The organism is Microbacterium invictum, from assembly GCF_034421375.1.
Taxonomy (GTDB): domain Bacteria; phylum Actinomycetota; class Actinomycetes; order Actinomycetales; family Microbacteriaceae; genus Microbacterium; species Microbacterium invictum_A.
The window spans coordinates 1278572-1290558 of the sequence record NZ_CP139779.1 but is presented as its reverse complement, the minus strand read 5'-3'; the positions used below and the strand labels follow the sequence as shown (position 1 = coordinate 1290558).

Genomic DNA, 11987 nt, shown 5'->3' with positions numbered 1-11987 from the left:
TGCCGTCAGTATCCGACGGTGAAACGCTCCCGGTGGTGCGTGGGCTGCTCGATCTCGTCGACGACGGCCACGCCGAGATCGGGACCGGAGATGAAGGACTCCCCGTCGGCGTCGGTCACGAGAACCTCCCCGCCGTCGCGGTAGCTCCCTGTCCGCTCTCCGGGGTTCCAGGCTCCGAACCCGCCCGCGGGGTGGACGTAGAACCAGTCGTGGCCGACCGCGTCTGCCTGCAGGTCTTCGAGCACGCCGATCGCCTCGAGCGCCTCGGGCTTGAACTCCTCGGTGAACCCGGGGGTGTCGACGACACGGGGCCCGTCGGGCGACACAAGGCTCCCGCCGGCGCCGCCGATCACCCCGATGCGCACGGTCTCCGGCAGCTCCTTCACCAGCTCTGCCACCGCCGGACGTACCTTGCCCGCCATGTCATCCCGGGCGGGAACGCTGATGACGACGACATCGACGCCCTGCAGCTCCGCGACGAGCCCGGGCACGTCGAGGATCGTCCCCTCGACGTAGGTCACATGCTCGAGGCGCTCGCTCGGCACGGTGCGGGCCACCGAGACCACGGTGTGGCCCCGCGAGGCGGCCTCTTGAGCGATGTGTCCTCCGGCGTAGCCGGTTCCTCCGATGACGGCGATGCGAGCCATGGTGCGATCCTTCCGTTGTCCTCGTCTCATTCAAGCGGACGTTCGCGCGGACCCGCGCCGTCACACGAGGATGCTGAGCGGATTCTCCATCCTCGCCGTGAAAGCTGCCAGCCACCGCGCGGCCAGTGCGCCGTCGATCACCCGGTGATCGGCGGACAGCGTCACGGTCATGACCGTCCCGACCGCGAGCTCCCCGTCGACCACCACCGGGGAGGGACGCGCCGCCCCGACGGCGAGGATGCCCGCGTGCGGCGGATTGATGATGGCGGCGAACTCCTCGGTGCCGAACATCCCGAGATTCGAGACCGAGAAGCTCCCGCCCTCGAGCTCCCCCTGTTTCAGACGTCCCGCGCGCGCCCGTTCCACGCGATCGGCGATCGCAGCGCTCACCTCGCCGAGCGACATCCGATCCACCCCGCGGACGACGGGGGTGACCAAACCCCCGGGGACGGAGACCGCCACCGCGATGTCGGCGTGCGAGAAGCGGTGCATCGCCTGGTCGGTCCAGATCGCATTCGCCTCGGGCACCTCCCGAAGGGCGGCCGCGACCGCCTTGACCACGAAATCGTTCACCGAGATCCGGTTCGTCCGCCCCTCGTTGATCCGGGCACGAAGCGCCAGCAGCTCGTCGACACGGATGCGGGACCGCAGGAAGAAGTGCGGCACCGTCGAGGTGCTCTCGGTCAGCCGCCGCGCGATCGCGCGGCGCATCCCCGTGTGGGGGATCACCTCGACGTCGGCCGCGGGGGCTTCCTCCGTGCGGGCCGCGGCGGGGGGAACCGCGGGGGCGGGCACGGCAGGAGCGGCCGGCGTCGAGGGTGGCTCGGCGGCGAGGGCGGTGTGCGCCTCGAGGTCGCGACGGACGATCCGTCCGTTCGGGCCGGTGCCGACCAGCCCCGACAGGTCGAGGCCGCGCTCGGCGGCCAGACGTCGGACGAGCGGCGAGGCGAAGAGCCGGCGCGCCGGCCCGGGAGGAGGTGCAGGCTCGGTGTCCGGCGCGGCCTCGACCTCCGTCACCGGCGAGGGCGGTGCGAGGGTCCCGTCCTCGGAGGATTCCGTGCCCATGCCCGCGCCCGTCGTCGCGGGGGTCTGCGCGGGCGGGGCATCCGTCGCGCTCTCGTCCACGTCGGAGAGCTCCTCCCCCGCGGCGGCGAGCACAGCGATGGGCGATCCGACCTCGGCCGACCCGCCTTCGTCCACGAGGATGCGGGCGAGGACACCGGCTTCCTCGGCCTCGTACTCGACGACGGCCTTCTCGGTCTCGATCTCGACGATCGGCTGTCCGGCCGAGACCTCGTCACCGACGGAGACCAGCCAGCTCTGGATCGCGGCCTCGGTCGCCCCGGCGGCGAGCGCCGGCATCCTCACCACGGCGGCCATCAGCGGCCTCCCCACTCGGCCCGCACGCGTTCGAGGCCGCGCGCGACCTCCTCCGTGCGGGCGATGGCGGCGCGTTCGAGCACCTTGGAGATACTCGGGCTCGCCTCTCCCCCGGTCACGCGCTGCACCGGCTGATCGAGCCAGTCGAAGAAGCGACGCTGGATCTCATCGGACAGCCACGCACCGTACGACGGCCCCTGCGATCCCTGCTCCACGATGAGGACGTTGTTGGTCTTGCGGATACTCTCGCCCACGGTGTCCCAGTCCAGCGACGCACGGTCGAGCCAGCGCAGGTCGATCACCTCGGCATCGATCCCGGTCTCGGCCGCCGCCTCGAGACTGTGGGCGACCATCGACAGGTAGGTCAGCACCGTCACCTCGTCGCCCGCGCGGCGGATCGCGGCGCTGCGCGGCGGAATGATGTAGTCGAGGTCGCCGTCGGGAACGCGATCGGCCGTGCCGTAGAGGTCGACGTGCTCGATGACGAGCACGGGGTCTTCCAGCGCGAGGGCGGCGTTCATGAGTCCGACGTAGTCGGCGGCGGTGGAGGCGGCGACGATCCGCCAGCCGACGCTCGTGGCGAAGATGCCCGCCGGATCCATGAGGTGCTGCGAGCCGTACCCCGAGCCCATCGCGACCTTCGTGCGCAGCACCAGGGGAACGCGGTTGTTGTCGCCGAACATGTGACGGGCCTTGCCGACCTGGTTGAACACCTGGTCCGCGGCGACCCACATGAAGTCGGGGTACATGAACTCCACGACCGGGCGGAAGCGTCCGTCGAGGGCGATCCCGCCCGCAAGGCCGAAGAAGCCGTTCTCGCTGATGGGCGTGCCGATGACGCGGTCGGGCCCGAAGGCCTTGGCCAGCCCCTTCGTGGCGCCGTTGGTCCCTCCGTTCAGGCGGTGGACGTCTTCGCCGAGCACGATGATGCGGGAGTCCTCCGACATCCGCCGGTTCATCGTCTCGGCGACCGCGTCGACGAACTTCACCTCGCGCCACCCTCCGGCGTGCGCGGCGGGGTCGGCGGCCACGAGCCGTTCCAGCTCGCTCTCGTCGCCCCGGATGCCCCGGTCGACACCCGCCGGGTCCGGCCAGAGGGAGGGGCGGATGCGAGAGCGGCCGGCGTTCTCGGGATCACCCTCGGTCAGCGCCGACACCGCGTCGGCCATGGCGGCGACGGCCTGTTCGCGCACCGCCCGGATCTCGTCCGGGGAGGCGACCCCGAGGGCGGAGAGCTCGCGCGCGGCCTTCTCCAGCGGGTCGCGCGCCTTCCACTCCGCCTCCTCCTGCTTGGTGCGGTAGCCGAAGGCGCTCCCCGGGTAGGGTCCGTTCTGGTGGAAGAAGCGATAGACCTCCGCCTCGATCACGGCGGGGCCCTCCCCCGCGCGCATCCGCTCGAGGGCTTCCTGGGTGGCGAGGTGCACGGCCAGCGGATCCATCCCGTCCACGCGCCACGCAGGGATGCTGAACCCCTGCGCGCGGATCGAGAACCGCGGATCGGCCGAGGCTTCGCCGGCGTGGGTCGACACGGCGTAGAGGTTGTTCTCGATGAAGTACATCACCGGCAGCTGCCAGGTGGCGGCCAGGTTCATCGACTCCAGGACCGAGCCGATCTGACTCGCCCCGTCGCCGAAGTAATTGATGCTGATATCGGTGGTGCCGGCGTGCTTCTGCGCCCACGCGTTACCGGTCGCGAGCGGCGCTCCGCCGCCCACGATGGCGTTGGTGCCGAGCGCCCCGGCCTCCAGCCACTGCAGGTGCATCGATCCGCCGCGTCCGCCGGAGAAGCCCTCGGCGAGGCCGAGGATCTCGGCGAGAGTGCGGCGAAGGAGCGCCTGCAGGTCGGGGGTGACCAGCGTGTCCAGGCTCAGACCGCCGCCGGAGACGTGGCCGATGGCCTTGGCCAGGAACTGGTGGTGCCCCCGGTGCGATCCGTTGACCGCGTCGGATGACCGCAGCGACACGATCGACCCGACGGCGCCGCCCTCCTGGCCGATGCTCGAGTGCGCCGGCCCGTGGACGAGCCCCTGGGAGGCGAGGTCGAGGACGGACTCCTCGAACGCGCGGATCAGATGCAGCTGGCCGAGCATGGTCACCAGCAGCGCCGGGTCCGCCGCCTTCCAGTCGGCGGCGGTGGTGCGCAGCTCCACCCACGGGGTTCCGGTGTCCAGCCGGCGTCGTCGCGGCATCGCATCTCCTTCGATGGTCGGCAGCCCGAGGGCGCCATCCCACGGTACGGCTGATTGGATCCAATGGCAAGGGATCGGGCATGGTTCTCCTGGTAGATCACCGCCACAGGTGGCATCCTGGATCCAAACGGAAGGTGAACGCGATGGTGCGAGGCATACCCGGGATGCGGGGGATGGACCACATCGGCATCACGGTGCCCGACCTCGACGAGGCCGAGGACTTCCTCGTCGAGGTGCTGGGCGCGGTGCCGGTCTACCGCCTGGGTCCCAAGCGCGCGGATGACGACTGGATGGCCGTGCAGCTGGGAGTCCATCCGAGGACCGAGATCCGACAGATCCGCTTCTACCGGCTCGGGCACGGGACCAACCTCGAGGTCTTCGCCTACGACGCCGCGGACGGCCAGGGGCCGCCGCCGCGCAACAGCGACATCGGCGGTCATCACCTCGCGATATACGTCGACGACATGGATGCCGCGATCGCCCACCTCCGTGCGCACGACGTGGAGATCATGGGAGAGCCCGTCGCGAGTGCGGGTGCGAGCGCGGGTCAGACGTGGCTGTACTTCCGCGCCCCGTGGGGGCTGCAGCTCGAGCTGGTGAGCTTCCCCGGCGGGAAGGCGTACGAGAGCGAGGCCGAGACGCTGCTGTGGCACCCGGCGAGGCCGGGCGAATGAGCGCGACGGATGTGCGAAGCCGCGACGGCGACGCGGGGGCGCGGGTTGCCGAGCGTGTGCGCGAGGGAATCGTGCAGGGGACTTTCCCGCCGGGAACCCGCATCCGTCAGGAGGATCTCGCCGAGCAGTTCGGCGCGAGCCGGGTGCCGGTCAGAGAGGCGATCCGCCAGCTCGAGTACGAGGGGCTCATCACGGTCGTCCCCAACTCCGGAGCCTGGGTGGCGCGACTCACCCTCGCCGAATGCGAGGAGATCTACCGGATGCGCGAGCGGCTCGAGCCGCTGCTGCTCGGCTACAGCGCGCCGCTGCTGACCTCCCAGGCGATCGCGGAGCTCGGCGCCCTCGCCGCGCGGATCAGTCAGGTCGGCGCCGACACCGACGCGTTCCTCGAACTGGACACGGCGTTCCACCTCCGCAGCTACGGCGCCGCCCGCACCGCCCATCTCGGCGAGCTGGTCGGCAGGCTCTGGAACATCACCGCCCCCTACCGCCGGGCGTACGTGGCGTCGTGGGCGGAGGACTCGCGGCGCATCGCACACGAGGAGCACCATCTCATCGTCGCCGCCCTCCAGGACGGCGACACCGAGGAGGCCGAGCGCGTCCTCGCCGGCCACATCCGGCGCACGCGGCGCCAGCTGGGCCGGAACCCCGGGATCTTCGCCCCCGAGCCGCTCAGCTGACCGCGGCCCGCAGCATCCCGAGGTGAGAGACCGCGGGCTCGAGCTCACGCCGTTCGATCCGGTGCGCGATGTCGGTGATGAGCGCGTTGACCGGCGTCGGGATCGCAAGCCCGGCACCCCGGCGGACGACCTCGCCATTGAGGTCGTCGACCTCGCTGTGCCGGCCCTTTCGCCAGTCCTGCAGCACGGTGGTCGTCGCGCCGGGCACGACGAAGCCGGCGAAGAGACGATCGGTCATGACCTCGACCACTCCCCGCGGGTCGTCGAGGTCGCCCGGTTCGAGGCCGAAGATCGGGAGCGTCCGGTACCCCAGGGCCCCGCCGACGGCGAGCGCCTCGTTCCCGGCCGCCACCATCACGTCGCGGAAGCCGGGCTGGTGCAGGGCATCGAGCATCGGCAGGCCGAGGATCGCCGAGGTCACGAGAAGAGTGCAGTTGCTGACGAGCTTCATCCACTTGGCACTGAGGATGTCGTCGACCCGCGCCACCGTCCCCGACAGCGCCAGCAGATCGGCCACGGGCTCGATCCGCTCGGCGCCGCCGGGCAGGGGCCCGACGGCGAACCACGACCGCTCCCGTGGCGTGTGCCGGTGCACCACCCCGGGATCGGTCATCGTGGCGGAGCATTCGATGACGGCGCCGACGGCCCGCGAGACGCCGACCGCCGCCGAGACGGCGTCGGCCGTCATCCCGTTCTGCACCGCCGCCATCACGCCGTCGGAGGCGAGGTAGGGCGCGATCAGTCGACTCGCCCACCCCGCGTCGTAGGCCTTCATCACCAGCAGGACGACATCGAAACCCGCGCGCAGCTCGGCGACCTCGCAGAGATGGATGATGTGCGGGCGCACGTGCAGCTCGTCCTCGGGCGTGAGGATCCGGAGCCCCTCGGACCGGATGGTCTCGACGTGGACGGGCCACTGCTCGACCAGCGTCACATCGACCCCTGCCCCGTGCAGATCGGCTCCGATCGAGGCACCGTTCGCGCCCGCTCCGACGACGGCGACGCGGGGACCGACCATGGTTCCTCCCGGATTCGGCGCCGGGCGGCGATGCCCGACGGTCTGTGTGTCTCTCACACCAGTGTCTATCAAGCCAGAGTGTACAGTCGGCTTGCCCCCAGCACCGGGTCGGTCTAGCGTGAGAGCGTCGTCCGCTGATGCTGGACAATGCTCCGGCTTTCGACGAGGAGAGCGAGAACCCCATGATCCTGCACCTGGTCACGTTCCGATGGGTCGACGGCGTCTCCGACGAGCGCGTCGCCGCGCTGACGGAGGCGCTGAACCGCATGGCCGAGGGCATCGACGTGCTGCGGTCGTACGTGGCGGGCGCGAACCTGCACCTCCGGCCCGGGGGCGCCGACTTCGCCGTCGCCGCCGTGGTGGACGACGCCGCCGCCCTCGATGCGTACCTGGACCATCCGCTGCACTCGGAGGTGTACCGCGATCACCTCGGCCCGATCGTCGCCGATCGGTCGGCCGTGCAGCTCCCCCTGACAGCGGGCACTCTGACGTGACGACCATGCGCGCCGCCGTTCTCCACGCGGTCGGCGATCTGCGCGTCGAAGACCGGCCGATCCCCACTCCCGGCCCCGACGAGGTGCTCATCCGGGTCGAAGTGTGCGGTGTGTGCGGGTCGGATGCCACGGAGTTCGGACGGGGGAAGGTGCTCGCCGAGCCGCCGGTCGTGCTCGGCCACGAGTTCGTCGGCACGGTCGAGGCGATCGGCCCGGACGTCGACGGCCTCGCTCCGGGGGCCACCGTGGTCTGCGGCGCGGGAGTGTCATGCGGCCGGTGCGCACCCTGCCGTGCCGGACGGACGAACCTCTGCCGCACCTACCGCACGCTCGGCTTCCACCGCGACGGGGGCCTCGCCGGTTATGTCGTCGCCCCGGCGGCGATCGTCCTCGACGTCAGCGACACGGGACTGACCACGGACACGCTGGGGCTCGCACAGCCGATGGCCATCGCGGTGCACGCGGTGCGGCGGAGCGGCCTGCGGGCGGGGCAGGACGCGGTGGTGGTCGGCGCCGGCGGCATCGGCGCTTTCATCGCCTTCGCCGCCGCCAGCACCGGCGCGCGTGTACTCGTCCTCGACCGCAACGACGACAGGCTCGAGCTCGCCCGTCGCCTCGGCGCCTTCGCCGCACAGAACGCCCGGACGACCGAGCTCACCGCCGCGATCGCGGCCGCCGGACTCGAGCCGGAGGTGTTCTTCGAGGTCTCGGGGAGCCCCGAGGGACTCGCCCAGGTGCTGGGCGCCGCATGCCCGAGCGCGACCATCCTGCCGGTCGGCATCCAGCGCGGCGAGCCCGCCCTGCCCCTCGGGTCGTTCACCCTCCGCGAGTACACCATCGTCGGGACGGTCGCCCACGTCTTCGCCGACGACATCCCCGAGGCGGTGAGACTCCTCGCCACACGCGAGGACTGGTCGGACGTCGCCCGGACCGTCGTGCCGCTGGAGGATGTCGAACAGGCGGCGCTCCGCCCGCTGCTCGACGGTGGGCCCCGCCAGATCAAGACGCTCGTCGACCCGTGGATCGACGCCCCGCGGAGCGCCCGTCACCGCGTCGCGGGGTCTGCCATTCCCTCCATTGCCCGCAGCACGTCGACCGCCGACGACGGGGCCGCGGCGGGCTGACCGCCGGCCTCGGCGTCGTCGTATCCGGGTGCGACGGGCATCTCCTGGTGATGCTGGCGCCGGCCGACGACGAACCACACCCCGCGTGCGGGCGCCTCGGCCCGGTTGGAGAACAGGTGGGGCCTCGTGGAGTCGAAGTGCAGCGAATCCCCTGCGCGCAGGACATGGGTGTCGAATTCGAGCTGGAGGGTCAGCTCCCCCTCGAGCAGGTACGCGTACTCGGTGCCGGCGTGCCGCATGAGCTTGCCCTCGATCGAGCTGCTCGCACCCGGCTGGTAGGTGACCAGGAGCGCATCGGCCGGCCCCCCCGGCTGCCCTGCCAGGCGCTCCCACCGGACGCCGTTCTCCATCTCGATCGCCGGGTTCTCGGCCGCCCGCTGGATCGCGGATGCCGCCGCATCGGCGATCGCACCGGCGGGAGCGGACGCCGCCGCGCCGCCGACCAGCTCGTCGAGCGAGACCCCGAGGTGGTTGGCGATGGCGTACAGCGTCGAGACCGACGGCTGGGTCTTGCCGATCTCCACCTGCGACACCAGGCTCGCAGAGACCCCCAGCGACTGGGCGACCGACCGCAGGCTCAGCCCACGACTCACGCGCGCGGCGCGGATGCGGGCTCCGAGAGTGTCAGCCATCCCCTGATTCTCGCTGGTCAGAGCAGTGCCGTGCCACGGTCCACAGGGAGGTTGACCGCAGAGACGCCGCGATTGCGCAGCAGGAACTGCGTGGCATCCACGACATCGGCCATCGTGGCCAGCTGTCCCCCGGGTGTGTGGCGCTCGTACTGCTCGAGGACCCCGGCGGGCTTGGAGGCCCAGAACGGGCTGTCGCCGATGATGCCGGGGTGGAGGGCGTTGACGCGGATCGGGGCGAGCTCGAGGGCGAGGGTGTTGATGAGGCCCGTGACCCCGCCGTTGATCGTGGACACCGTCGTGGATCCGGGGTAGGGCAGGTCTTTGGCACGGCCGCCGAACAGCACGATCCCGGTGTCGGCCGAGACGGGCATGCGATCCAGCAGCGCCCGCACGGTCGCGGCGTAGCCGACGAGCTTCAGGGTCGTGAGCCGGATGGCGCGGTCGATGTCGTAATCGCGGATGGTGTTGGCGTCCCGCTCGATGGCGGCGAGGACGAGTCCGTCCACCCTGTCCACGGACGACAGGCTGTCGGCGATCGTGTGGGGCTCGGAGATGTCCAGGGCGACGCCGCGGGCACCGGGGCCGAGCTCGGCGGCGACCGCCTCGGTGCGCCCGAGGTCACGACCGGTGATCACCACCCCGTCGCCGCGTCGCACGCAGTCCGCTGCGATCTCCCGCCCGATGCCGGAGGTTCCTCCGACGACGACGATGGTGCGTCCGCTCACATCTCCTCCTCGCGATGTCGGAAGCAACACTGGACAACTGTGTCCAGTAGAGCTTTACTGGGGAAGTCAACTCGACGCGAGCGGTGAAGTCAAGACACCCTCGCCGGCGAAGGGGAACACTCGATGAAGAGCACCGGCACGACGGGTCCTGCGGCGGTCGACTGGGAAGAGCGCGTCGACATGGAGCGGTTGCGGGATGCGCGGCTGGCCAGACTTCACGCCGAGTTGGACCGGTCGAGCCTCGGGGCCGTGCTGGCGTTCGATTTCTCCAACATCCGGTACATGAGCGGCACCCATATCGGCACGTGGGCGATGGACAAGCTGATCCGGTTCGCGCTGCTGACCCGGAAGACCGATCCGATCGTGTGGGATTTCGGGTCGGCGGCCAAGCACCATGCGCTGTACAACCCGTGGCTGGATGTCACCACCGCTGAGGCGGACGCGGACCCGCACGCCCCGCACGAGGGCGCGAAGCGGCCCCGGCTGGAAAGCGGCGCGCGGGCGGGGATCTCGACGCTGCGGGGGGCGTTCCCGCCGGATGCGGACCTGGCCGGGGATGTGGCCCGCAAGATCAAGCGGGAGCTGGAGAGGTTCGGGCTCGCGGGTGAGCCGCTCGGTGTGGACGTGGTCGAGATGCCGGTGCTGCTGGCGTTGCAGCGGGAGGGGATCGAGGTCGTCGACGGGCAGCAGGTGTTCATGGAGGCGCGCCGCATCAAAACCCATGATGAGATCCGCCTGCTCACCCAGGCGGCATCGATGGTGGACGCCGCGTACGAGGAGCTGTACCGGTTCCTGCGCCCGGGCGTCCGCGAGAACGAGGCGGTGGGTGTGGTCGCGAAGACCCTGTACGACCTCGGGTCGGAGTACGTCGAAGGGGTCAACGCGATCTCCGGGGAACGCTGCTCCCCCCACCCGCACGTGTTCTCCGACCGGCTGATCCGGCCGGGGGACCCCGCGTTCTTCGACATCCTGCACAGCTACAACGGCTACCGCACCTGCTACTACCGCACCTTCGCCGTCGGGTCCGCCAGCCCCGCGCAGAAGGACGCCTACACCCGGGCCCGCGAGTACATGGACCGCGCCATCGCCCTCGTCAGGCCCGGCGCCACAACCGCCGACATCGTCGCGGTGTGGCCGAAGGCGGAGGAGTTCGGGTTCCCCGACGAGATGGCCGCGTTCGCCCTGCAGTACGGCCACGGTGTCGGCCTGTCGATCTGGGAGAAGCCGATCTTCTCCCGCCTGACCTCGTTCGACCACCCCGAGACCCTCGAAGAAGGCATGGTGTTCGCCCTCGAGACCTACTGGCCCGCCGCCGACGGCTGGGGCGCCGCCCGCATCGAGGAAGAAGTCGTCGTCACCGCCGACGGCTGCGAGGTCATCACCAAGTTCCCCGCCGAAGAGCTCATCGTCGCAGGCCGCCGCTACTACACGATCGATGGGCCCCTGAACCTCAACCGCGACGCCCAATCCCACCTGAACACCGTCTGGGGGCGCGGCGAAGCGTGAGCACCATCGCATTCCTGGGCCTCGGCTCGATGGGCTCCGGCATGGCCGGTCGCCTCGTCGACGCCGGACACGACGTCGTGCTGTGGAACCGTTCGCCGGACGCCGTGGCCCGGTTGGTCGAACGCGGCGGCCGGGCGGCCGCGTCGGCGGCCGAGGCCCTCGCCGCCGACGTGTCGTTCTCGATGCTCGCCGACGACGCCGCGATGACCGACGTCCTCACCGACGAGGCCATCGGCCGCGCCCGTGACGGCGTCCACGTCGCCATGGGGTCGATCAGCCCCGCCCTCGCGGAAGAGCTCGACACCCGGTTCGGCGCGGTCGGCGCCCGCTACGTCGGAGCCCCGGTGCTCGGGCGCCCCGCCGTGGCCGCCGAGGGGAAGCTCAACATCCTCGCCGCCGGCCCCACCGACGCCGTCGACACCGTCGCCCCCCTGCTCGACGTGCTCGGCGCCCGCACCTGGCGCTTGGGAACGCGCCCGGCCGTGGCGAACGCGGTGAAGGCGGCGGTGAACTACAACATCATCCACGCCATGCAGGCGATCGGCGAGACCGTGGCGATGACGGAGCGGCTCGGCGTGGATCCCGCGCAGTTCACCCGGCTGCTCGCCGAGACGCTGTTCGGCGGCGTCGTCTACACCGGCTACGGCCGGATCATCGCCGAGCGCGCGTACGACCCGCCGGGTTTCCACATCGCCCTCGGTCGGAAGGACCTCGATCTCGCCGAGCAGGTCGCCGCGTCCGTCGACGTCGACCCCGCCACCCTTCCCGCCCTCATCTCCGTGTTCGATCGCGCCCTGGCCGATCCCGACCTGAAGGACCTGGACTGGTCCGCCATCGCGGAGGTGAGCAGACGCCGGCCGAGCTGAGACCCGACATCCCGCACCGCTTCGACCCACCACCGCAACGAACCGCCCGTCA

The 11987-nt window shown here is 71.0% G+C and carries 12 protein-coding genes; 6 read left to right on the top strand and 6 right to left on the bottom strand.

Going from position 1 to position 11987, the window contains the following annotated elements:
- Positions 1 to 5: 5 nt before the first annotated feature.
- Genes T9R20_RS06215 through T9R20_RS06205 form a run of 3 tightly spaced genes read right to left on the bottom strand, consistent with a single transcriptional unit; the run spans position 6 to position 4216 of the window.
- Positions 6 to 647: an NAD(P)-dependent oxidoreductase gene (locus T9R20_RS06215; RefSeq protein WP_322411663.1), complete on the bottom strand. Its 642-nt coding sequence runs from the start codon at positions 645 to 647 to the stop codon at positions 6 to 8.
- Between the two features lie 60 nt (positions 648 to 707).
- Positions 708 to 2027 (bottom strand): dihydrolipoamide acetyltransferase family protein, encoded by a 1320-nt coding sequence (locus T9R20_RS06210; RefSeq protein WP_322411662.1) that lies wholly within the window; start codon positions 2025 to 2027, stop codon positions 708 to 710.
- Positions 2027 to 4216: an alpha-ketoacid dehydrogenase subunit alpha/beta gene (locus T9R20_RS06205; RefSeq protein WP_322411661.1), complete on the bottom strand. Its 2190-nt coding sequence runs from the start codon at positions 4214 to 4216 to the stop codon at positions 2027 to 2029. The genes T9R20_RS06210 and T9R20_RS06205 overlap by 1 nt, the downstream gene beginning before the upstream one ends.
- Positions 4217 to 4389: 173 nt before the next feature.
- Here T9R20_RS06205 and T9R20_RS06200 point away from each other — a divergent pair, with 173 nt between their 5' ends.
- Both T9R20_RS06200 and T9R20_RS06195 read left to right on the top strand, forming a co-directional pair.
- Positions 4390 to 4890: a VOC family protein gene (locus T9R20_RS06200; protein ID WP_322411660.1), complete on the top strand. Its 501-nt coding sequence runs from the start codon at positions 4390 to 4392 to the stop codon at positions 4888 to 4890.
- Positions 4887 to 5570: a GntR family transcriptional regulator gene (locus T9R20_RS06195; protein ID WP_322411659.1), complete on the top strand. Its 684-nt coding sequence runs from the start codon at positions 4887 to 4889 to the stop codon at positions 5568 to 5570. The genes T9R20_RS06200 and T9R20_RS06195 overlap by 4 nt, the downstream gene beginning before the upstream one ends.
- Here the strand turns inward: T9R20_RS06195 and T9R20_RS06190 are convergent.
- Positions 5563 to 6588, bottom strand: a complete 1026-nt coding sequence (locus T9R20_RS06190) for a 2-dehydropantoate 2-reductase (protein WP_322411658.1) — start codon at positions 6586 to 6588, stop codon at positions 5563 to 5565. The two genes, T9R20_RS06195 and T9R20_RS06190, sit on opposite strands and share 8 nt — an antisense overlap.
- Before the next feature lie 137 nt (positions 6589 to 6725).
- Here T9R20_RS06190 and T9R20_RS06185 point away from each other — a divergent pair, with 137 nt between their 5' ends.
- Both T9R20_RS06185 and T9R20_RS06180 read left to right on the top strand, forming a co-directional pair.
- Complete coding sequence (locus tag T9R20_RS06185; RefSeq protein WP_322411657.1) at positions 6726 to 7082, top strand: Dabb family protein; 357 nt, start codon at positions 6726 to 6728, stop codon at positions 7080 to 7082.
- A gap of 5 nt (positions 7083 to 7087) precedes the next feature.
- Positions 7088 to 8206, top strand: coding sequence for a zinc-dependent alcohol dehydrogenase (locus T9R20_RS06180; RefSeq protein WP_322412117.1), 1119 nt, complete (start codon positions 7088 to 7090; stop codon positions 8204 to 8206).
- Here T9R20_RS06180 and T9R20_RS06175 read toward each other — a convergent pair.
- Together T9R20_RS06175 and T9R20_RS06170 are read right to left on the bottom strand one after the other, a co-directional pair.
- A complete protein-coding gene (locus tag T9R20_RS06175; protein WP_322411656.1) occupies positions 8128 to 8838 on the bottom strand; it encodes a helix-turn-helix domain-containing protein in 711 nt (236 codons plus the stop codon). The genes T9R20_RS06180 and T9R20_RS06175 overlap by 79 nt on opposite strands.
- A 17-nt stretch (positions 8839 to 8855) precedes the next feature.
- Positions 8856 to 9563, bottom strand: a complete 708-nt coding sequence (locus T9R20_RS06170; protein WP_322411655.1) for an SDR family NAD(P)-dependent oxidoreductase — start codon at positions 9561 to 9563, stop codon at positions 8856 to 8858.
- 123 nt (positions 9564 to 9686) lie between these two features.
- Between T9R20_RS06170 and T9R20_RS06165 the strand changes: the two genes are divergently transcribed.
- Both T9R20_RS06165 and T9R20_RS06160 read left to right on the top strand, forming a co-directional pair.
- Positions 9687 to 11069, top strand: coding sequence for a Xaa-Pro peptidase family protein (locus tag T9R20_RS06165; RefSeq protein ID WP_322411654.1), 1383 nt, complete (start codon positions 9687 to 9689; stop codon positions 11067 to 11069).
- The gene (locus T9R20_RS06160) at positions 11066 to 11935 is read left to right on the top strand and encodes an NAD(P)-dependent oxidoreductase (protein ID WP_322411653.1); all 870 of its coding nucleotides are present in this window, start codon (positions 11066 to 11068) and stop codon (positions 11933 to 11935) included. Before T9R20_RS06165 ends, T9R20_RS06160 begins: the two co-directional genes overlap by 4 nt.
- The last annotated feature ends 52 nt before the right edge of the window (positions 11936 to 11987 follow it).

Coding starts and splice junctions, on each gene's coding strand:
- T9R20_RS06185 (WP_322411657.1), top strand. CDS start 6,726: ATGCTGGACAATGCTCCGGCTTTCGACGAGGAGAGCGAGAACCCCATG.
- T9R20_RS06210 (WP_322411662.1), bottom strand. CDS start 2,027: ATGGCCGCCGTGGTGAGGATGCCGGCGCTCGCCGCCGGGGCGACCGAG.
- T9R20_RS06190 (WP_322411658.1), bottom strand. CDS start 6,588: ATGGTCGGTCCCCGCGTCGCCGTCGTCGGAGCGGGCGCGAACGGTGCC.
- T9R20_RS06200 (WP_322411660.1), top strand. CDS start 4,390: ATGGACCACATCGGCATCACGGTGCCCGACCTCGACGAGGCCGAGGAC.
- T9R20_RS06180 (WP_322412117.1), top strand. CDS start 7,088: ATGCGCGCCGCCGTTCTCCACGCGGTCGGCGATCTGCGCGTCGAAGAC.
- T9R20_RS06215 (WP_322411663.1), bottom strand. CDS start 647: ATGGCTCGCATCGCCGTCATCGGAGGAACCGGCTACGCCGGAGGACAC.
- T9R20_RS06195 (WP_322411659.1), top strand. CDS start 4,887: ATGAGCGCGACGGATGTGCGAAGCCGCGACGGCGACGCGGGGGCGCGG.
- T9R20_RS06205 (WP_322411661.1), bottom strand. CDS start 4,216: ATGCCGCGACGACGCCGGCTGGACACCGGAACCCCGTGGGTGGAGCTG.
- T9R20_RS06165 (WP_322411654.1), top strand. CDS start 9,687: ATGAAGAGCACCGGCACGACGGGTCCTGCGGCGGTCGACTGGGAAGAG.
- T9R20_RS06175 (WP_322411656.1), bottom strand. CDS start 8,838: ATGGCTGACACTCTCGGAGCCCGCATCCGCGCCGCGCGCGTGAGTCGT.